The following is a 19,482-nucleotide window of genomic DNA, read 5'->3' as shown; positions in this document are numbered from 1 at the left end:
CCGTGCGACACCTGGCGCTCGCGGTCCTCCTGCTGGCCGGCCTGGTCGTGGCCGCCCGCCCGGTGGCGACCGCGCAACCACCCGATCCGACCGCGCCTTACCGGATCGGGGTCAGCCGGACCGGTGACATCTGGAGCACCGACGCGGACGGCGACGACCCGCGTCAGCACACGAACACCCGCCGGCCCCGGGAAACCGACCCGGACTACTCACCGGACGGCACGCTCGTCGCCTACACCGTCGACCCCGGCAGTGACGCGCGGACCGAGGTCGTGATCGCGAACGCCGACGGCTCGAACCCCCGCCGGCTGAGCGACCGGGAAGGCGAGCGCCAGCCTTCCTGGTCACCGGACGGCACGATGATCGCCGTCACCGACGACGAGGGCATCAAGATCGTGCGGGTTTCCGACGGGGCCGTGCTCGACTCGATCCCCGCCCCCGCGCACACGGAAGTGGAGGACAGCCACCCGGCGTGGTCACCGGACGGCGACACGATCGCCTTCGCCCGCGACACCCGCCGCGCCACCACCCCGCGCGTCACCCCGTTCACCGTCGGGGCGTCCGCTCAGGACTCGTTCACCACCACCGCGACCGTGCGCACGCCGACCGTCCTGGCGAAGCCCGAGATCATGTTCCTGGTCGACACCACCGCGTCGATGGTCACCACGATCGACGCCCTGCGCACCAACCTCGGCAAGGCGATGGGCCGGATCGCCGACGCCGAACCGGAGGCCACGTTCGGCCTGGCCGCCTACGAGGACTTCACCGACGGCGTCGAGCGCCGCTTCCGGCTCGTCGCGCCCCTGGGCAAGGCGGAGGCGGTGCAGACGGCACTGGGCCTGCTGGACCTCGGGGACGGCGGCGACCTGGAAGAGGACTGGTTCAACGCGCTGCACGAGATCGCCAGGAGCACGAACGCGGACGGCTCGTACAAGGTGTTCAGCAAGCCGGGCACGAGCCGGATCATCGTGCTCGCCGGTGACGCGAGCAGCCACGAGTGCGATCCCACCTGGCCCAACCCGACCGTCTCACCCACCCCCACACCGACGCCCACCACGGACCCGGGCCCCGCGATCCGCGCCCAGGACGAGCCGGAGGAGTGCGGCCCGTACTGGCAGCGCTCCACCGTCATCGAGGACCTCACCAGCCGCGACGGCGACCCCGCGCCCCGCGACATCCACGTGGTCGGCGTCCCGGTCATCACCTCGGAGGACGAGAGCCTGGACCGACAGGGTCAGGCCACCGAGATCACCCTGGCCACCGACGGCGCCCTGATCGACGCGGGCGCGTCACCGGACGACATCGTCGCGGCCATCGAGGACGGCATCACCCGGATCCCGGTCACGGTCCGCCCGATCGCGGCCTGCCCGGCCAACGTGTCCGTCACCTTCCAGCCCGAGTCGGCGACCGTGGGCGGCAACACCGAGGTCAAGTTCACCGAGACCGTGCGGTTCGTGGAGCCCGGACCGTCCAGTGCCGCCTTGGGCGACGTCCGCTGCACGATCCGGTTCGAGTTCGACGGCAAGACCCCCGACCAGCCCTACGAACAGCACCTCGACATCACCCGACGCGCCGGCCCCACCCTCGTGGTCGAGAGCCAGGCCACGTCCAGCCCGAACGGCGACCCCGTCCCGGTCACCTTCACCACCACCGCGACGAACGCCGCCGGCGCGGCACTCCCGGTGCGCTGCGACGCCACGTCCGGCGCGCTGTTCCCGGTCGGCCTGACCACCCTCACGTGCAGCACGACCGAACGGGGCCGCACGGTCACCGCACGCACTTTCATCACCGTCTACGCGCCTGACCCCAACTCTTTCCGGGACATCTGGCTCGCCGAGCTGGACGGCACGGAACTGGACGGCACGTCCGTCCGCCGCCAACTCGACCTGACCCGCCGGTTCACCGGCGGCTGCGGCCGTGACGACAGCGCGCCCGCGTGGTCGCCGGACGGCACCCGGCTCGTCTACGAGCACGCCGACGCGCTCTGCGTGGCGATCCTGGCCGGTGGCAGCGCGACGAGGATCGTGAGCGGCAACCCGTCCGACCCCGCGTGGTCGCCGGACGGCGCGCTCATCGCGTTCAGCCGGTACGACGGGGACAGCCCGAGTCTGGTGTGGACGGTCCCGCCCAGCGGTGGGGACGCCGGACCGCTGATCGCGCTCGACGAGGATGACGTGACCCAGCCCGCGTTCCAACGCCTGCCCGACCTGCGGCTTACCGGCGCCGCCGTGCCCGCCGAGATCGTGTTCGGCGGCACCACGACCGTCCGCCTCAAAGTGACGAACGTGGGCCTGACCGCGCCGCGCGCCGCCAACGTGGCGATCACCGTGCCCGCCGGGCTGCTCGTCGACGGGATCACCACCACCGTCGGCACCTGCACGGCGACGACGTGCACCCTCGGACGCCTGGCTCCCGGCGGCGTTGCCGACATCCAGCTCACCGTCACCGGCACGACGGCCGGGCGGCACGTGGTCCGCGCGTCGCTGCCCGACGACGTCAACCCGGGCGACAACCGGGTCGACATGCCGATCACCGTGGCCGAGGAGGTCCGACCACCGGCCAACCCCGGCTCGCTGTCGATGGCCGTGGCGCTCGCGCCGTTGGAGAGCTACGTCGGCGGTGACGACCTGGTGCTGTCCTACCGGGTTCGCAACGGCGCGCCCGAGCCGATGACCGACGTCCGCGTGGTGACCGCCCTGCCGCCGCAACTGCTCCCGGTGAAGGCCGTCGTGGGCTGCTCGGCCGACGGCGCGACCTGCCCGATCGGCACGCTCGCGCCCGGCCAGGAAGCCGAAGTGCGGGTCACGCTGCCCGCCAAGGCCGCAGTGGCCGGCACGGCGGGCGGCTCGGTGATCGGCGTCGGGCCGGACAGCAACGCGGCCGACAACACCGCCGCGACCGGCGTCCTGGTGCGGCAGCCGGAGATCACCGTGGCGCCCGGCGTCGGGCCGACGGGGTTCGTGCCGCGCGCCACCGGCAAGGCGTTCCCGCCCGGCGCGACGGTGAAGCTGGCGTGGACCGTCGGCCTCTCGCAGACGCCCGGCTTGGTCGTCGTGAAGGCCGACGGCACGTTCGACACGCAGTTCCTGGTGTTCCACAACGACCGCATCGGACCGCGGCAGCTGGAAGGCACAACGGTCATCGGCCCGGCGTTCGGCCCGGTGCGGTCCAAGGACTTCCTGGTCGTGCGCAGTGCCCTCCAACCACCCGATTTCGTGAACCGGTGACAACCCGGCGCACCTGAGATCCGGGGGTCTGCCCGTTGGGGCAGCGCCGGTCGCACCCCGTCCCACCCTTCCGCCAGTCCCAGGACCGACCCGACCACCGGAGGATTCACGCCATGGGCGCAACCGCGACGCTCTCCGCCACCGGCCTGGCCGTGGCGCCGGGCGAAGACGTCACGTGCACGGTCGTCGTGCGCAACACCGGAGACCTGGTGGACGAGTTCACCGTGGACGTGGTCGGCGACGCGGCCGAGTGGGCCACCGCCGAACCCGCCTCGGTGAGCCTCGTGCCGCAGGCGTCCGCCTCCGTCGTGGTGCGGTTCGCGCCCCCACGCGCCGCCGAGGTGGCCGCCGGCCCGGTCGCCTTCGGCATCCGGGTCGTCTCCCGCGAGGACCCGTACGGGTCGGTGGTCGAGGAGGGCGTGGTCGAGGTCGGCGCGTTCACCGACATGTCCGCGGAAATCGTGCCCGCCAAGGTGGAGGCCGGGGCGCGGGCCAAGTTCGAGGTGGCGATCGACAACGTCGGCAACCACCCGGTCGCGGTGCGGCTGCACCCGGCCGACCCGGACGGCGAGCTGGAGTTCAAGCTCGACCGGACGGACATCATGCTCGCGCCCGGCACGGCGGCGTTCGTGAAGATGACCGCCAAGCCGCGCAACACGTTCCTGCGCGGACCGTCGCAGCCCCGGCCGTTCCGGGTGGAGGTGGTGCCCAGCTCCGGTCCGCCCCTGACCGCGGCGGGCACGCTGGTGCAGCGGCAGCTGCTGCCGAAGTGGCTGCTGCCCGCGTTGATCGCGCTGCTGGCGTTGGCGGCGGTGCTCGCCGCGCTGTGGTTCACGGTGCTGCAACCCGCGGTGAAGTCCGCCGCTCGGGAAGCCGCCGTGCAGCAGGCCGACCAGGTCAAGGCCGCCGCCGACGAGGCGCAGGTGGGCGCCGGGCAGGCCCAGGAGCAGGCCAAGGCGGCCGAGGTGAAGGCGGAGGAGGCGATGAAGGCGGCCGGCCTCGACCCGGACGCGGCCCCCGGCTCGCCGCCCACCGCGAAGCCGAACCAGGCGCCCGTCGCACCCGGCGAGCCCACCGACTTCCGGGTGGCGGCCGACGCGGCGATCGTGGCCAACCCGGACGTGTTCACCGACTTCGTCTTCACCCCGCCGGCCGACAAGACGCTGCTGATCAGCGACATCGTGTTGCAGAACCCGCGCGGCGACACCGGGACGGTCCGGGTCGTGCGTGACGTCGAAGGCGCCCGCACCGTGCTGCTGGACCTGGGTCTGGCGAACTTCCGCGATCACGACCTGCACTACGTGGAACCGCTGCGGTTCAAGAAGGGCGAGAAGATCGTGGTGCTGGTGAGCTGCCAGAACCCGGCGGAGAAGGGCAACTGCAAGCCCTCGGTGACCTTCTCCGGCCGGGCGCTGTGACCAGCGGTGACCAGCGGTTGCCCCGGTCGGTTGTGAGCGGCTCAGATCAGGCCTTCGCGGAGCGCGAAAGCCACCGCGTGCGCCCGGTTGCGCAGCTGGAACCGGTTGGTGATGTCGTGCAGGATCGACTTGACCGTGCGCTGCGAGTAGCACAGCTTCTCGGCGATCTCGCGGGTCTCGAAGCCGTCCGCGATCAGCCGCAGCACCTCGGTCTCCCGGTCGGACATGCCGGCCATGCTCCAGCCGTTGGGGTTGAGCACGTTGCGCTGCAACCGCGACACCCGGTCCAGCAGCCGGCCGAGCAGGTCCGCGGGGAGCGCGCCGTGGCCCGACGCGGTGGCCTTCACCAGGCGCACCAACGTGTCGGGCGTCGCGTCGGACCGGCGGATCACCGCGGACACCCCGCTGCTGACCACGTTCAGCAGCTCGGGGTCGGCGATGTCGCCCGCGACCAGCACGATGCCCGCGCTGCCCGGCGCCTGGAGCCTGCGCAGCAGCTGCTGCGCCTCGCCGTCCAGCCGCTCCAGCACGACCAGCGCCACCGGCGCGGGCTCGTCCGGCTCGACCAGCCTGATCTCCGGCCGGGACCGCAGCGCGGCGGTGACCCCGGCCCTGGTGATGGAATCCGTCGCGTGCAGGGCTACCGCGACCTGCTCTGCGTTCATCCTGTGCTCCCGCCCTCATACCCCCGATACCGCTACCGCCATCGTCCCGAGCCGACGTGTCCCGGCACTACGGGCGGTGTGTCCCGATGTGTCCCGGCGCCTCGCCCAAGCCGGCCTGCTTCGCCCGGGACACGGCCTGGGCGCGGTCGGCCACGTGCAGCTTGCGCAGGATGTTCGACACGTGGTTGCGCACCGTCTTCGGGCTGAGCACCAGCGACCGGGCGATCGCGGCGTTGCCCCGGCCGTCGGCCATCAGCCGCAGCACGTCCCGTTCCCGCACCGTCAGCTCCGGGAACGCCTCCACCCGTTCGGGTGGCGCGCTGCCGAAGAACGCCAGCAGCCGCACCGCGATCGCCGGGCTGAAGATCGCCTCGCCCTCGCCGACGGACCGCACCGCCCGCACGATCTGCTGCGGCCGTGCCGCTTTCAGCAGGTAGCCCAACGCGCCCGCGCGCATCGCCGCGAACACCGACTCGTCGTCGTCGAACATGGTCAGCACCAGCACCCGCACCGACGGGTCGTGCGCCACGATCCGCCGCGTCGCCTCCACCCCGCCCAGGTCCGGCATGTTCAGGTCCATCACCACCACGTCCGGGTGAAGTGACGCGGCCATGGACACCGCCATCCCGCCGCCCGACGCCTCACCGACGACTTCGAGATCGGGTGCGGCGGCCAACGCGGCGGCCAGGCCGTACCGGAAGAGCGGGTGGTCGTCCACGACCAGCGCCCGCAACGCCGCCATCCCGCGTCACACCCCGCCCACGACGGGCAGGTCCGCCACGACCAGCGTGCCGCCGTCGGCGGAGAGCTCCATCCGCCACGTGCCGCCGACCTCGTGGGCGCGTTCGCGCATCGAGTTGAGCCCCACGCCGTCACCCTGCGCCGGCACCGCGGCGCCCACGCCGTCGTCCACGACCTCCACGCGCAGGCAGCCGTCGAACCGCAGCCGCACCGAGCAGTGCCGCGCGCCCGCGTGCCGCACCACGTTCGTCAACGCCTCGCAGATGATCCGGTACGCCGCCACCTGCACCGACACCGGCAGTTCCGGCATGTCACCGCACCGCACGTCCACCCGCACCGGGTGCCGGTCGGCCAACGACGCCACGTGCGCCCGCACCGCGTCGACCAGGCCGAGCCGCGCCAACGCCGCCGGGCACGCGCCGGAAGCCAGCCGCCGGATCTCGTTGACCGCGGTGTGCGCCTCTTCTTCGAGCCGGGCCAGCAGCAGGGCGGCCGACCCCGGATCGTGCACGGCCAGGTGCCGGGCCGCGCGCAACCCCAGCGCGATCGCGACCAGCGACGGGCCAAGACCGTCGTGCAGGTCCCGCAGCACCCGGCGTCTCGCCTCGTCGGCGGCGTCGGCGGGAACGATGAACTCGCGGCGCATGTCCCCTCCCCCAAGTGGGTGAGCGCGCGGGCTGCCTCGCCGTGACGGTGGGCCGCCTCGCTGTAGTGGAAGTCGTCCCACCGCGACATCCCGTTTCAATCAGCGGCGAGGTTCCACCTTTGGAGGTAACGAAACCGGAATGCGGTGACGGAACGACGTATCAGGGCGGCCCGACCGTGCTCCATACGGATAGTGAGAACCACGGGAGGGTGGCATGGCGCAGACGAGTGGCCGGGCCGTTCTGCAAGTGCACCCGACCAGACTGTGCAACCTGCGCTGCCTGCACTGCTACTCCAGCTCCGGGCCGGACGTCGCTGAATCGGTTCCGATAGCGGTGCTGTCCACAGTGGTCCGGGACGCGGCCGGGCTCGGGTACGACGTGCTGAACGTGTCGGGCGGCGAACCGTTCCTGTACCCGGAACTGCCCGCGTTGCTGCGCGCGGCCCGTGCGGCGGGAATGCGGACGACCGTCACGACGAACGCGGTCGCGTTGACCCAGCGCCGGATCGGGCTGGTGCGCGGGCTGGTGGACCTCGTGGCCGTGTCACTGGACGGCGACCGCGCCACCCACGACCGGATCCGCGACCAGGAAGGGTGCTTCGACAAGGCGCTCGCCGGTATCCGCCGGTTCACCGAGGCGGGCATCCCGGTCGGCGTCATCACCACCCTGACCCAGGGCAACGCCACCCAGTTGGGTGATGTCGCCCTCGCCGCGGCCCAGTCCGGCGCGCTGCTGCTCCAGGTCCACCCGCTCGAACCGGAGGGCGCCGCGAACCGGCTGATGGCCGGTGAACGCCCGGACTCGGTCGAACTCGCCTACGCGGCGGTGGAACTGGGCCGGATCGCCGAGGAGCACGGTCTCGCGGTGCAGCTGGACGCGGTGCCGCGGACCATGCTGGCCCGCAAGCCGGAGGCTTTCATGGCCGTGCCGGTGGACGAGGGGCAGGCGCTGGGCCGGTGGCTGACCCCGTTGGTGATCGAGTCGAATGGCGCGGCGGTGCCGGTGTCCTACGGTTTCGACCGCCGCTACGGGTTGGGCAACATCCTGGACCGGCCACTGGCCGACCTCGCGGCGAACTGGGACGCCGCGCCGTTCCTCGCCTTGTGCCGGGCGACCTGGCAACGCCTGGTCGACGGCCGCACCGGCCCGCTCGTCCCGTGGTACGGCCACCTGCTCCGAGCGTCCCGCGCCGCACGTCCGGCCACCGCCGGCCGTTAGCCCAGGCGCGACCGGAGCACTCAAACCAGCAGCTCCGCCGCTTCCCGTGTGTTGATCACCCGATCCGGTGTCACGCCGCACTTCTCCGCCCGCTCGCACCCGAACGACAACCAGTCCAACTGCCCCGGCGCGTGGGCGTCGCTGTCGATCGAGAACGAGCACCCCAGCTCCAGCGCCAGCCGCAGCAACCGCTCCGGCGGGTCACGTCGCTCCGGCCGGGAGTTGATCTCCACCGCCGTCCCGTGCTCGACGCAGGCCGAGAACACCGCCTCCGCGTCGAACGTCGACTCCGGCCGTCCCTTGCCCACCACCAGCCGCCCGGTGCAGTGCCCGAGGATGTCGACGTTCGGGTTGGACACCGCGGCGACCATCCGCCGGGTCATCTCAGGCGCGGGCATCCGCAGCTTCGAGTGCGCGCTGGCGACCACCACGTCCAGCCGCTCCAACAACTCGGGCCGCTGGTCGAGCGACCCGTCGTCCAGGATGTCCACCTCGATCCCGGTCAGGATCAGGAACGGCGCCAGCTCCACGTTCAGCTCGGCCACCACGTCCAGCTGCTTGAGCAGCCGGTCCGCGGACAGCCCGTTGGCCACCGTCAACCGCGGCGAGTGGTCGGTCAGCACCATCCACGAGTGCCCGAGGTCGCGGGCCGCCTCGGCCATCTCGCGGATCGGGCTGCCGCCGTCCGACCAGTCCGAATGCGTGTGGCAGTCGCCCTTCAGCAACGCCCGCAGCGCCTGCCCGCCGACCACCGGTTGCTCCCGGAACTTGGCCAAGTAGGCCGGTTCCCGCCCGGCCACCGCGTCCGCGATCACCCCGGCGGTGGCCTTGCCGATACCGGGCAGGTCGGTCAACGTGCCCGCCGCGACCCGCTTCGCCACCTCGCCCTCCGGCAACGCGGCCACCACCTCCGCCGCCTTCCGGAACGCCCGCACCCGGTAGGTGGGTTCACCCGCGCGCTCCAACTGGAACGCCACCTGTCGCAATGCCCAGAGCGGATCCACGACGTCCTGTCTACTCCGCCCGCCGCAGGAACGCGCGCCAACCGCCGAACTCCGTGATGTCCCGTGCGCCGGCCAACGCATACCGCTCGCACGTGAAGCCGGACACCCGCGAACCGTCCGCCAGCTCCACCGACCCGATCGCCATCGGCGCGGGCAACGACGCCACGAAGTCGCCGAACGCCGCCACCGGCAGCTCCCACACCTCGGCCTCGACCGCGCCACCACCCTCATCCCGCACCAGCCCCGGCTTCGGCGGCACGGTGTCCAGCGCGAACAACCGGTACCCGGCGGCCGTGGACGTGGCCGACACCAGCACCCCGCCCCTGGCCACCAACTCGACGTTCAACGGTTGGCCGCTCAGGTGCGCGCCGACCACCGCCACCCGCACCACCTCGGGCACGGACCGCGCGATCCCGGCCAGCACCCGCTCCGAATGTCCGCGCCCCACCAACGAGATCCCGAACGGCAGCCCGTCCACCACCCCCGCCGGCACCGCCAACGCCGCAAGCCCGAACAGGTTCGCGAAGTTCGTGAACCGGCCCAGCCGGGCGTTCACCCCGAACGGGTCGGCCGCCACCTCCGCGATCGTCGGGTGCTCGACGGTGGTCGGCAGCACCAGCGCGTCGACCAGGTCCAACTGCTCGTGCGCGAGGGACCGCAGCCGGGTCAACTCCTCCTGGTCCGCGAACAGCCGGTGCGCGGGCACGTCCCGGGCCGCCGAGATGATCGCGCCGACCGTCGGATCGACTTCACCGGCGTGCGCGGACACGAAGTCGCCCACCGCCGTGTACCGCTCGGCCACGAACGCGCCCTCGTACAGCAGCCGCGCCGCCGCGAGGAACGGCTCCAGGTCGATCGGCACCAACTCGGCCCCGGTGAACCGATCCACGGCCGCCTCGAACGCCGCCGCCCAGCCCGGAGCCAGCGAGCCGACCGACACCGGCACCCCCAGCCGGTAGGGCAGCGACAACGGGGGAGCGGCGGGCAGATCGCCTGCGCACGCCAACGCCCGCGACGCCTCGTCCACCGTCCGGGCGAAGATCGACACGCAGTCGAGGCTCCGGCACGCGGGCACCACGCCGTCCGTCGGGATCACGCCGTACGTGGGCTTCAGCCCGACGATCCCGTTGAACGCCGCCGGCACCCGTCCGGACCCGGCCGTGTCCGTCCCCAACCCCAGGTCCGCGATCCCCAACGCCACCGCGACCGCCGAGCCTGAACTGGACCCGCCGGACACCCGTGCCGGATCGACCGCGTTCCGCACCGCCCCGTACGGGCTGCGCGTGCCGACCAGGCCGGTGGCGAACTGGTCCATGTTCGTGGTGCCCAACACCACCGCCCCGGCCGCCCGCAACCGCCGCACCACCTCGGCGTCCCGCTCCGGCTTGTACGCGTAAGCCGGACAACCGGCCGTGGTCGGCAACCCGGCCACGTCGATGTTCCCCTTGACCGCCACCAGTTTCCCGGCCAACGGCCCGGACGCGGCGGCGAACTCGGCCTGGACGTCATCCTCCGGCCGCAGGTCGATCCAGATCTCCGGCCGGTCGACCTGCCGGATCCGCTCGTACGCCGCCGTCACCCGGTTCACGCCGCACCCCTCTCCGCCGCATCTTCCGCCGCCGGCTTCCACTCGCCGAGCACGACCAGCGCCGTCCCCGGCGCCACCTGGTCACCCGGCGTGGCCAGCACCTCGACCACCTCGCCGTCGGCGGGCGCGGGGACCACGGCCTCCGACTTCATCGCCTCCAACGACAACAGCGGCTCACCGGCCCGCACCCGGTCACCGGGCTTCACGTCCACCCGCCACACCGTGGCCACGAACGGCGCCTCCACCACGTGCCCGCCGGGCGGCGCGGTCACCGTCACCGGTTCCGCCACGGTCAACTCGGGCTCCGGCCGGGGCGCGAACTCACCCGCCGCCTCCCACGCTGCCCGTTCCGCCGAGAACGCCGCCGCCTGCCGTTCCCGGAACTCCGCGATGCCGGACGCGTTGCGCGCCAAGAACTCCTCGTGCTCGGACAGCACGAACTCGCCCGGCTCGACCTTCAGCTGCAACCGACCGGCCGCCATGTCCGCCCGCAGGTCCAGCAGCTCCTCGGCCGACACCGGGTACCACTTGATCCGGTCGAAGAACCGCAGCAGCCACGGGTCGCCGTCCTGCCAGCTGCGCCACACCTGCACGGTCCGGCCCACGAACTGGTACCCGCCAGGCCCTTCCATGCCGTAGACGCACAGGTACGCCCCGCCGATGCCGACGGAGTTCTCCGCCGTCCAGGTGCGGGCCGGATTGTATTTCGTCGTCACCAGACGGTGCCGTGGGTCCAGCGGGGTCGCCACCGGTGCGCCCAGGTACACGTCACCCAGGCCCAGCACCAGGTACTCGGCGTCGAACACGGTCCGGTACACGTCGTCCACAGAGGACAGACCGTTGACCCGCCGGATGAACTCGATGTTCCACGGGCACCACGGCGCGTCGTCCCGCACCCCCGCCATGTACCGGGCGATGGCCTCGCGGGTGGCGGGGTCGTCCCACGACAGCGGCAGGTGCACGGTCCGGCTCGGCACGACCAAGTCGCGCGTCGCCGGCAACGTCTCCTCCACCTCCCGCACCAGGTCCAGCACTTCGTCCGGATGTGCCCTGACCTGCAACGACCGGATGCCCGGAGTCAACCCGGAGATCCCGCGCGCCTCAAGTGCGGCGGCCAGCGCGTGCACCCGCATCCGCAACGCCAGGTCCAGCTGCATCGGCCCGTACTCGACCAGCAGGTTGTCGTCACCGCTGCGCCGGTACGTCACCGAGGGCCGCCCCGGCGTCTCCTCCAGCCGGGCCAGCACCCCGCCGTCGACGTGCGCCGCCCGCCGCCGCCCGGACACCGTCACCGGCACGAACCGCACCGTGTCACCGGGCCTGAGCTGCCCGAGCTTCCACCGCTCGGCCACCACGACCGTCGCCGGGCACACGAACCCGCCCAGGCTCGGCCCGTCCGGCCCGAGCAGGATCGGCAGGTCACCGGTGAAGTCCACGGCGCCCACCGAGTACGGCGTGTCGTGGATGTTCGACGGGTGCAGCCCGGCCTCGCCACCGTCGTCGCGCGCCCACCGCGGTCGCGGCCCGACCAGCCGGACGCCGGTGCGCGCCGAGTTGAAGTGCACCTGCCAGTCCGTGGCGTAGAACGTCTCCACGTCCTCGACGGTGAAGAACTCCGGCGCCGCGTGCGGCCCTTCGACCGCCCCGATCTCCCAGTGGTTCGGGAAGATCACCGGCACTTCGGTCACCGGCACCGGCTCGCCTGTCGCCGAACCCGCCCGCAGCACGTCCCCGGTCCGCAACGCCCGACCGCCGTGCCCGCCGAACTTGCCCAGCACGAACGTCGACGCGCTGCCCAGGTACTCGGGCACGTCCAACCCGCCCTCGACCAGCACGTACGTCCGCAGCCCGGCTGTCGCTCGCCCCACGTCCAGCGTGCCGCCGGCGGGCACCACCACCGGCTCCCACTGCGGCACCGCAGCCCCGTCCACGGTCACGACGGCCGTCGCCCCGACCACGCACACCGTCGTCTCGTGCGAGAACCGCAGCGCGGGCCCGTCCACCGTGCACTCCAGGCCCGGCGCGCCCTCGGGATTGCCCAACGCCCGGTTGCCCAGCCGGAACGACCGGTCGTCCATCGGCCCCGACGGCGGCACGCCCACGTGCCAGTACCCGACCCGACCCGGCCAGTCCTGCACGGCGGTCATCGTCCCCGGCCGGACCACCTCGATGCGCGGCTCGTCGTCCCGGATCCCGGCCAACGTCGCCGTGCTGTGCTCACCCGCCATCACTTCCGGTGAAGCGCAGACGGCCCGCAGCAACCCGAGGTTCGTCTCGATCCCGTCCACCCGGCTCACCGCCAGCGCCGAACCCAGCCCCGCCCACGCCTCCTCCCGCGACGAGCCGTGCGCGATCACCTTGGCCAGCAACGGGTCGTAGTGCGCCCCGACATCGGTCCCCGGCTCCACCCACGAGTCGACCCGCACGTCGTCCGGGAACCGGACCGCCGTCACCACACCGGCGCTGGGCTGGAAGTCACGCGACGGGTCCTCCGCGTACACCCGCGCCTCGACCGCGTGCCCGCGCGGCTCGGGCACCTCGAACGACGTCTCGCCCCGGGAGAGCCTCAGCATCCACTCGACCAGGTCGACCCCGAACACCGCCTCGGTCACCGGGTGCTCGACCTGGAGCCGCGTGTTCACCTCCAGGAACGCGATCTCCTCCCGTGCCGCGTCGTAGACGAACTCCACCGTCCCCGCGCTGCGGTACGACACCGACGACGCCAACGCCACGGACGCCTCGGCCAAACGTTTGCGCACCCCGTCCGGCAGGTTCGGCGCGGGCGCCTCCTCCAGCACCTTCTGGTTGCGCCGCTGCACGGAGCAGTCCCGGTCGCCCAACGCGAGCACCCGGCCCGCGCCGTCGCCGAACACCTGCACCTCGACGTGCCGGGCGTGCTCGACCAGCCGTTCCAGGAACACCCCCGACCCGGCGAAACTGGCCGCCGCCAGCCGCCGCACCGCCGACCACGCCTCGACGACGTCGTCGGCGTTCCGGCAGGCCCGCATCCCGATCCCGCCACCGCCCGCGGTGGCCTTGAGCATGACGGGGTAGCCGATCCGCTCCGCCTCGACCACCGCCTCTTCCACATCGGACAGCAGCCCGGTGCCCGCGAGCATCGGGACACCGGCCGCCTGTGCCGCCGAACGCGCGGTGTGCTTGGCCCCGAACAGCTCCAGCTGCTCCGGCGTCGGCCCGACGAACCCCAGCCCGGCGTCCTCCACCCGCCGGGCGAACTCGGCGTTCTCGGACAGGAACCCGTAGCCGGGGTGCACGGCGTCCGCGCCCGTCTCCCGTGCCGCTTCCAGCAGTCGGTCGACCAGCAGGTAACTCTCCCGGGCCGGGGCGGGCCCGAGCCGGACGGCGGTGTCGGCCAGTCGCACGTGCGGCGCGCCCCGGTCGGCGTCGGAGAACACCGCGACCGTGCGCAACCCCATTTGGCGGGCCGTGCGCAGGATCCGCACCGCGATCTCGCCCCGGTTCGCCACCAGCAGCGTCTTGATCGTCATCAGGCGACCTCCAGCCGGACCGGGGTGGGGTTGAAGCCGTTGCACGGGTTGTTGATCTGCGGGCAGTTCGACACCAGCACGATCACGTCCATCGCGGCGCGCAGCACGACCTTGAGGCCGGGGGAGGAGATGCCGTCCACGATGCCGAGCGTCCCGTCCTCTTCGACCGGCACGTTCATGTACCAGTTGACGTTGCTGACGAGGTCCCGCTTGCCCAGGCCCCACTTCGCGCCCTCGGACAGGAAGTTCTCGACGCACGCGTGCTGCGGCCGGGTGTGGTGCCCGTACCGGAGCGTGTTGGACTCCTTGCCGCACGCGCCGGCGATGGTGTCGTGCCGCCCGCAGGTGTCCTCGACCACCGTCATCAGCGGGTTGCGCTCGTTCGACAGCAGCACGGAACCGGTGGTCAGGAAGATGTTCCCCTGCGCGGTGACCGTGTCCTGCGCGCTGTACCGCTCGGCGGTGTCGGCGGCGGAGTACGCCAGGAAGTCCACCGCCTGGTTGCCTTCGAGATCCACAATGGACAGCGTTTGGCCCTTTCGGATCAACGCCGACCATCCCGCGTTGGCCGCGACGACCGTCATGCCAACCCCCTCGCGCTCAGGTACTCGTGGGTGTTCTCGAACGCCCGACGTCCTTCCGGCGTGGCGGTCCACAGTGGATCGTCCGGTCCGGTCGGCCGGTCGGGCCACGCGGTGACGTCCAGCCGCGTGCACGTGTCGAATGGGTCCAACGGGTGCGCGGTGTTGACCACCAGCACGACCAGCGGCAGTTCGGCGCGCAACGTCACGACTTCGCCGACGGGACCGGTGAAGTGCAGCGACCCGTCCGGTCGGACCCGCGTGCCCTGGAAGAACGACAGGCTCGGCGGGAGGTCTCGCTTGTCCAGCCCGTGCTTCGCCGCAGCCCGCACGAACATGTCGCGGCCCTGCGGCGTGGTGCCGCACAGCGCGTCATACCCGTCCGCCGCCTCGATCGACGCCAGCACCCGTCCCTGGTCCGAGAGCAGCAGATCACCCCCGTAGGCGTTCCACTGGACCTTCACCGTGTCGGCCACGTTCAGCCGTTCCCACGGCTGGTCGGCGTGGTGCAGCAGCAGGTGCGCACACGCCGCGCCCTCCGGGTTGGCCAGCCGGAACACGGTGCCGCGCGCCAACACCCGGTGCGTGTAGTTGTCGGGGGCGACGTGCTCGGCCCAGACCGCACCTTCGGGTGCGACCGGCCGTTCGATCACCGTCTCCTGTGCCCGAGCGTGATCACGGGCCCCGTACGTCGTCTCGGTGCTGCTCACGCCGTCACCAGCTCTCCGACGGCCGCGGGCCGCCTCGTCCGCCGCCACGCCACCCAGCCGACCAGCACCGCCGCCGCCACGAACTCCAGCGGGAACAGCAGCGCCCACCACGACCCCGTGCCGCCGAGGTCGTACACCTCCGCACGCGGCCACGCGATGTTCACCACCATCGCCAGCCCGTAGACCACCGCGCCGATGTTCACGACCAGACCCCAGCGGCCCATCGAGAACCCGTCGGTGGTCGCGGTCCCCCGGAGCCGGTGCCCCAGCAGCGGCACGGTGACCAGCAGGTACGCCAGGTACACCACGACCACCGAGGTCGCGGTCATCGCGCTGAAGATCCCCGCGTTGCCCACGTTGAGCAGCAGCAGCCCGATGGCCACCGCCCCGCACACCACGGCGGGCAGCACGGGCGTGCCGGTGCGCGGGTGGACTTTCGCCAGCCGTGCCGAGCCGGGGAGCGCGCCGTCACGGGCCATCGCGAACAGCAGTCGGACCGTGCCGGTCTGGATGGTCAACGTGCAGATGACCACCGCGATCGCCACGTCGACCAGGAAGATCCGCCCGGCCACGTCACCGAACACCGCCGTGATCACGTACGGGAGGCCTTCCAGCCCCAGCCGCCCGTCGGTCAGGCTGGGCGCGGCCATCAGCGCGAACAGCACCACCAGCAGCCCGCCCACACCCGACACGAGCAACGCCCGCAGCACCGCGCGTGGAGCCCTGCGCTTGGCGTCCTTGGTCTCCTCGGACACCGACGCCGCCGTGTCGAACCCGTACAGCACGTAGGCCGCCATCAGCGCCGACGCCAGCAGCCCGCCGGTCGCCGCGCCGCCGGTGTTCTCCACCACGATCTCCGGCCCGCGCACCGCGAACCACGCCAGACCGCCGAGCAGCACGACCACGCCGACCAGTTCGGCGGCCACCCCGATGTCGTTGACCCGGGCCATGACCCGCACGCCGGCCACGTTGATCACCGTCGTGCAGACGATCAGCAGCACGCCCAGCAGCACGGCGTTCGTCGCGCCGGTGGGCGAGGTGACGGCCGGGTCGCCGCCGACGAGCTGGAAGCCCGACCACACCGACGGCAGCACGACCTGGAGCGCGATCGCCGCCGACGCGAGCGCGACCGTGCAGCCGAGCAGCATCATCCAGCCCGCCAGCCAGCCGCTGAACCCCGTCCCGAGGTGCTTGGCCCACTGGTAGATCGAACCCGCCAGCGGGAACCGGGCGGCCAGCTCGGCGAAGTTCAGCGCGACCAGCAGCTGGCCCACGATCACCACCGGCCAGGTCCAGAAGAACAGCGCGCCACCGAAGGAGAACCCGAACCCGAACAGCTGGAAGACGGTGGTGAGGATCGAGACGAAGGAGAAGCCGGCCGCGAACGCGGAGAAGCCGCCGAGGCTCCGGCGCAGCTCCTGCCGGTACCCGAACGGGGCTAGATCATCGGACATGGTGGGGGACCTCCGTGCTGTCTGTGCAGGTCAGAGGATTTCGATCGATTGATAGAAATTAAGAGCCGCCCGAGACGGCCGGATGAAGAACCGGTGACGAACGGGTTAGCCGAAATGGCTCATGTGACAGCCGCGTTGCCGTTCCCTCACCGCCGCCGGGTCCTGCGTGGGCGGCCGCACGTGGGACGATGACCGCGTGGTTGGGCGACCCAGGGCGACCGGGGAGTCGGCGGGGGAACGCGATTCGCGGCGTGACCTGCTCGACGCCGCGGCGGAGCTGTTCACCGAGCGCGGGTACACCGCGACCTCGACCCGGGCCGTCGCCGAACGCGCCGGGTTGAGGCAGGCGTCGCTGTACCACTACTTCGGCGGCAAGGACGACATCCTCGCCGTGCTGCTGGAAGCCACCGTCCTGCCGTCCCTGCACACCGCGCGTTCGTTGCTGGGGGAAGTCGCGCCGAAGCCCGCCAAGCTGTGGGCGCTGTGCCGGTTCGACCTGGAGCTGCTGTGCGGAGGCCCGTACAACCTCGGCGCGCTGTACCTGCTGCCGGAAGTGCGGGCGGAGCGGTTCGCCGGGTTCCACGCCGAACGTGACGAGCTGAAAGCGGCATATCGGGCGTTGGTGGACGACGACCTGGCCGCCGACCTGGTGTTCGGGCTGGTGGAGGGCGTCATCCTGACCCGGCGGTCGAAGTCCATCCCCGACGTCGAGGCGTACGCGTGCGCGGGCGCCGACGCGGGGGTGCGGATCGCCGTCGGAGCTTGCGACTTGGCAGCGGTGCGTGCGGAAGGCTTGCGGCTGCTGGGCCGCTGAACCGAGGATGTTCCGCATGTCCCCACGTGCCGGCACGGTCGGGTCGCGGCGCAGGCCCAGCAAGGGCGACCTCACCTCGCAGGCGATCCTCGACACCGCCGAGCGGCTGCTCCAGACGCGTTCCCTGGACGACATCGCGGTCGACGAGCTGGCCTCGGGAGCGGGGATCTCGCGGTCGACCTTCTACTTCCACTTCGCGTCACGCGAGGCGGTGCTGCACGCGCTCTCCGGCGCCATCCTCGACGCCGTCTACGAGGCCGCCCAGGCGTGGCTGCGTCGCGGCAACGAACCGCCGGAGGACTCCATCCGCCGGGCGCTCGGCGCGACCCTCGCCCTGTGGCGCAAACACGGCCCCGTGCTCCGTGCGGCCGTTCGGGCGCGCGACACGGACCCGTTGATGCGGGAGTTCTGGACCGGCGTGGCCCGCCGTTTCATCGACGCGACCGCCTCGCAGATCACCCTCGAACGAGCCGCCGGCACCGCACCGCCCGGCCCCGCCGCCAAGTCACTCGCCACCGCCCTCGTCTCGATGAACGAGCAGGCCTTCCTGACCCGCTCCCACACCCGCCGCTCCACCGCCCGCGACCGCGCCCTGGTGGACACCCTCACCCACATCTGGCTCCGCTCGATCTACAGCACCTGAGGTCAGCGGAACCAGAGGCCGCCGGTGGCCTGGCGGTAGCCCAGAGCCCGGTACACGGCGTCCACAAGGGACTGTCCGCGCTCGTTGACGCCCACGCCCTGGCCCATCCGGGTCATCGCGTACCCGAACGACATCCGCGAGTCCGGCGCGGCGAACCCGAGCGAGCCGCCCATCCCCGAGTGGCCGAACGCGTCCTCGGACATCAGCACAGCCCGGTCCTCGACGGGCAGGTAGTGGCTGTCGACCGCCTTCATGAACCCCAGCGAGAACCTGGTCGGCGCGAGCAGCATCTCGTCGTGCCCGGCCGACACCACCGACGACATCACCGGGACCTGCGTGTCGGCCACCAGGCGCAGCCCGTTGTACTCGCCGCCCAACGCCAACGGCCGGTACATCTGCGCCAGCCCTCGCGCGTTGCTCATCCCCCCGACCGCCCCGTACTGCGCCGCGTGCGCCTCACGCGTGTCTGTCGCGGCGAGGTACCCGCCGCTGTTCGTCAGCAGCATCCCCTGCATCGACTCGGGCCTGGTCATGGCCGCCACGTACAGCTTGGGCAGCGTCTCGCCCCGGCTGGCCGGGATGGTCGGCGCGACCAGCGGTTCCAGGTCCTCCGGCAACGTCAGCCAGAAGTCCAGCCCCAGCGGACCGGAGACCTCCTTCTCGAAGAACTCCGCCAACGACACTCCCGCGACCCGCCGCACCACCTCGCCGACCAGGTGCCCGAACGTCAGCGCGTGGTAGCCGTGCCGCGTGCCCGGCGTCCAGAACGGCTCCTGCCGGGCGAGCAGGTCCGTCATCAACTCCCAGTCGAACATCCCGCTTTGTGGCACGGGCTCACGCCACGCGGTCAGCCCGGCCTGGTGGGACAACAGGTGCCGCACCAGCGTGTCCGCCTTGCCGTTCTGCCCGAACTCCGGCCAGTACCGGGTGACCGGCGCGTCCAGGTCCAACTCGCCCCGTGACGCCAGCACGTGCGCGCACAACGCCGTAGCGCCCTTCGTGCAGGACCAGACGTGCGTGATCGTGTCCTCCGTCCACGGCCGACCACCCGCGTCACCGCCCCACAGGTCGACCACGGTCTCGCCCTCCACCGTCACATGAACGCCCGCGCCCACTTCACCGCGTTCGGCGAAGTTGCGTTCGAACTCGGCACGGACCTCGGCGAACTCGTCGGCGCAGCTGCCCTCGACCGTCATGGACCCTCCAGGTGCGGCGGTTGTCGCCACCATGTCACCACCGTGAGCCACGACACGTGAGTAGGGA

15 protein-coding genes are annotated in these 19,482 nt (G+C 72.1%); 5 read left to right on the top strand and 10 right to left on the bottom strand.

Translation table 11 applies throughout. From position 1 onward, the window contains the following. The first annotated feature begins 2 nt into the window (after nucleotides 1-2). Both F4560_RS22100 and F4560_RS22095 read left to right on the top strand, forming a co-directional pair. On the top strand, nucleotides 3-3,227 hold the full coding sequence (locus F4560_RS22100; RefSeq protein WP_184922782.1) for a DUF11 domain-containing protein: 3,225 nt from the start codon (nucleotides 3-5) through the stop codon (nucleotides 3,225-3,227). Between the two features lie 113 nt (nucleotides 3,228-3,340). Beyond that, nucleotides 3,341-4,645, top strand: coding sequence for a hypothetical protein (locus F4560_RS22095; RefSeq protein ID WP_184922780.1), 1,305 nt, complete (start codon nucleotides 3,341-3,343; stop codon nucleotides 4,643-4,645). Between the two features lie 41 nt (nucleotides 4,646-4,686). On the opposite strand, the gene F4560_RS22090 is transcribed toward F4560_RS22095, so the two are convergent. The 3 genes from F4560_RS22090 to F4560_RS22080 all read right to left on the bottom strand — a co-directional run bounded on the left by F4560_RS22090 (nucleotide 4,687) and on the right by F4560_RS22080 (nucleotide 6,697). After that, nucleotides 4,687-5,310 (bottom strand): helix-turn-helix transcriptional regulator, encoded by a 624-nt coding sequence (locus F4560_RS22090; protein WP_184922778.1) that lies wholly within the window; start codon nucleotides 5,308-5,310, stop codon nucleotides 4,687-4,689. 67 nt (nucleotides 5,311-5,377) lie between these two features. Further along, entirely contained in the window at nucleotides 5,378-6,052 is a 675-nt protein-coding gene (locus F4560_RS22085; protein WP_184922776.1) for a response regulator, read from the bottom strand. A gap of 6 nt (nucleotides 6,053-6,058) precedes the next feature. Continuing rightward, a complete protein-coding gene (locus tag F4560_RS22080; protein ID WP_184922774.1) occupies nucleotides 6,059-6,697 on the bottom strand; it encodes a sensor histidine kinase in 639 nt (212 codons plus the stop codon). 214 nt (nucleotides 6,698-6,911) lie between these two features. Here F4560_RS22080 and F4560_RS22075 point away from each other — a divergent pair, with 214 nt between their 5' ends. Further along, entirely contained in the window at nucleotides 6,912-7,916 is a 1,005-nt protein-coding gene (locus tag F4560_RS22075) for a radical SAM protein (protein ID WP_184922772.1), read from the top strand. A gap of 20 nt (nucleotides 7,917-7,936) precedes the next feature. On the opposite strand, the gene F4560_RS22070 is transcribed toward F4560_RS22075, so the two are convergent. From F4560_RS22070 to F4560_RS22045, 6 genes are read right to left on the bottom strand one after another with little or no spacing between them, the layout of a single operon-like run. Then, the gene (locus tag F4560_RS22070; RefSeq protein WP_184922771.1) at nucleotides 7,937-8,920 is read right to left on the bottom strand and encodes a PHP domain-containing protein; all 984 of its coding nucleotides are present in this window, start codon (nucleotides 8,918-8,920) and stop codon (nucleotides 7,937-7,939) included. Nucleotides 8,921-8,930: 10 nt separating this feature from the next. Further along, nucleotides 8,931-10,508 (bottom strand): allophanate hydrolase, encoded by a 1,578-nt coding sequence (locus tag F4560_RS22065; RefSeq protein ID WP_184922769.1) that lies wholly within the window; start codon nucleotides 10,506-10,508, stop codon nucleotides 8,931-8,933. Next, on the bottom strand, nucleotides 10,505-14,017 hold the full coding sequence (gene uca / locus F4560_RS22060) for an urea carboxylase (protein ID WP_184922767.1): 3,513 nt from the start codon (nucleotides 14,015-14,017) through the stop codon (nucleotides 10,505-10,507). Before uca ends, F4560_RS22065 begins: the two co-directional genes overlap by 4 nt. Continuing rightward, entirely contained in the window at nucleotides 14,017-14,601 is a 585-nt protein-coding gene (locus tag F4560_RS22055; protein WP_184922765.1) for an urea amidolyase associated protein UAAP2, read from the bottom strand. Before F4560_RS22055 ends, uca begins: the two co-directional genes overlap by 1 nt. Continuing rightward, nucleotides 14,598-15,308: a DUF1989 domain-containing protein gene (locus F4560_RS22050; RefSeq protein WP_184922763.1), complete on the bottom strand. Its 711-nt coding sequence runs from the start codon at nucleotides 15,306-15,308 to the stop codon at nucleotides 14,598-14,600. Before F4560_RS22050 ends, F4560_RS22055 begins: the two co-directional genes overlap by 4 nt. After that, the gene (locus tag F4560_RS22045; protein ID WP_184922761.1) at nucleotides 15,305-16,762 is read right to left on the bottom strand and encodes an amino acid permease; all 1,458 of its coding nucleotides are present in this window, start codon (nucleotides 16,760-16,762) and stop codon (nucleotides 15,305-15,307) included. Before F4560_RS22045 ends, F4560_RS22050 begins: the two co-directional genes overlap by 4 nt. 196 nt (nucleotides 16,763-16,958) lie before the next feature. Between F4560_RS22045 and F4560_RS22040 the strand changes: the two genes are divergently transcribed. Continuing rightward, entirely contained in the window at nucleotides 16,959-17,576 is a 618-nt protein-coding gene (locus tag F4560_RS22040) for a TetR/AcrR family transcriptional regulator (RefSeq protein ID WP_312869412.1), read from the top strand. Nucleotides 17,577-17,592: 16 nt separating this feature from the next. Then, nucleotides 17,593-18,219 carry a TetR/AcrR family transcriptional regulator gene (locus F4560_RS22035; protein ID WP_184922757.1) on the top strand — a complete coding sequence of 209 codons (627 nt, stop codon included), beginning with the start codon at nucleotides 17,593-17,595 and terminating at the stop codon, nucleotides 18,217-18,219. Nucleotides 18,220-18,221: 2 nt separating this feature from the next. On the opposite strand, the gene F4560_RS22030 is transcribed toward F4560_RS22035, so the two are convergent. Continuing rightward, on the bottom strand, nucleotides 18,222-19,415 hold the full coding sequence (locus tag F4560_RS22030) for a serine hydrolase domain-containing protein (RefSeq protein WP_184922755.1): 1,194 nt from the start codon (nucleotides 19,413-19,415) through the stop codon (nucleotides 18,222-18,224). Nucleotides 19,416-19,482 lie beyond the last annotated feature (67 nt).

This window comes from Saccharothrix ecbatanensis (genome assembly GCF_014205015.1).
In the GTDB taxonomy this organism is placed as follows: domain Bacteria; phylum Actinomycetota; class Actinomycetes; order Mycobacteriales; family Pseudonocardiaceae; genus Actinosynnema; species Actinosynnema ecbatanense.
Note: the sequence above shows the minus strand (reverse complement) of the source record. Positions and strands in the feature narration are given on the sequence as shown.

What these genes read in the sequence shown, in the direction of transcription:
- F4560_RS22095 (WP_184922780.1), top strand. Translation starts at nt 3,341, where the DNA reads ATGGGCGCAACCGCGACGCTCTCCGCCACCGGCCTGGCCGTGGCGCCG.
- F4560_RS22090 (WP_184922778.1), bottom strand. Translation starts at nt 5,310, where the DNA reads ATGAACGCAGAGCAGGTCGCGGTAGCCCTGCACGCGACGGATTCCATC.
- F4560_RS22085 (WP_184922776.1), bottom strand. Translation starts at nt 6,052, where the DNA reads ATGGCGGCGTTGCGGGCGCTGGTCGTGGACGACCACCCGCTCTTCCGG.
- F4560_RS22080 (WP_184922774.1), bottom strand. Translation starts at nt 6,697, where the DNA reads ATGCGCCGCGAGTTCATCGTTCCCGCCGACGCCGCCGACGAGGCGAGA.
- F4560_RS22075 (WP_184922772.1), top strand. Translation starts at nt 6,912, where the DNA reads ATGGCGCAGACGAGTGGCCGGGCCGTTCTGCAAGTGCACCCGACCAGA.
- uca (WP_184922767.1), bottom strand. Translation starts at nt 14,017, where the DNA reads ATGACGATCAAGACGCTGCTGGTGGCGAACCGGGGCGAGATCGCGGTG.
- F4560_RS22055 (WP_184922765.1), bottom strand. Translation starts at nt 14,601, where the DNA reads ATGACGGTCGTCGCGGCCAACGCGGGATGGTCGGCGTTGATCCGAAAG.
- F4560_RS22045 (WP_184922761.1), bottom strand. Translation starts at nt 16,762, where the DNA reads ATGTCCGATGATCTAGCCCCGTTCGGGTACCGGCAGGAGCTGCGCCGG.
- F4560_RS22035 (WP_184922757.1), top strand. Translation starts at nt 17,593, where the DNA reads ATGTCCCCACGTGCCGGCACGGTCGGGTCGCGGCGCAGGCCCAGCAAG.
- F4560_RS22030 (WP_184922755.1), bottom strand. Translation starts at nt 19,415, where the DNA reads ATGACGGTCGAGGGCAGCTGCGCCGACGAGTTCGCCGAGGTCCGTGCC.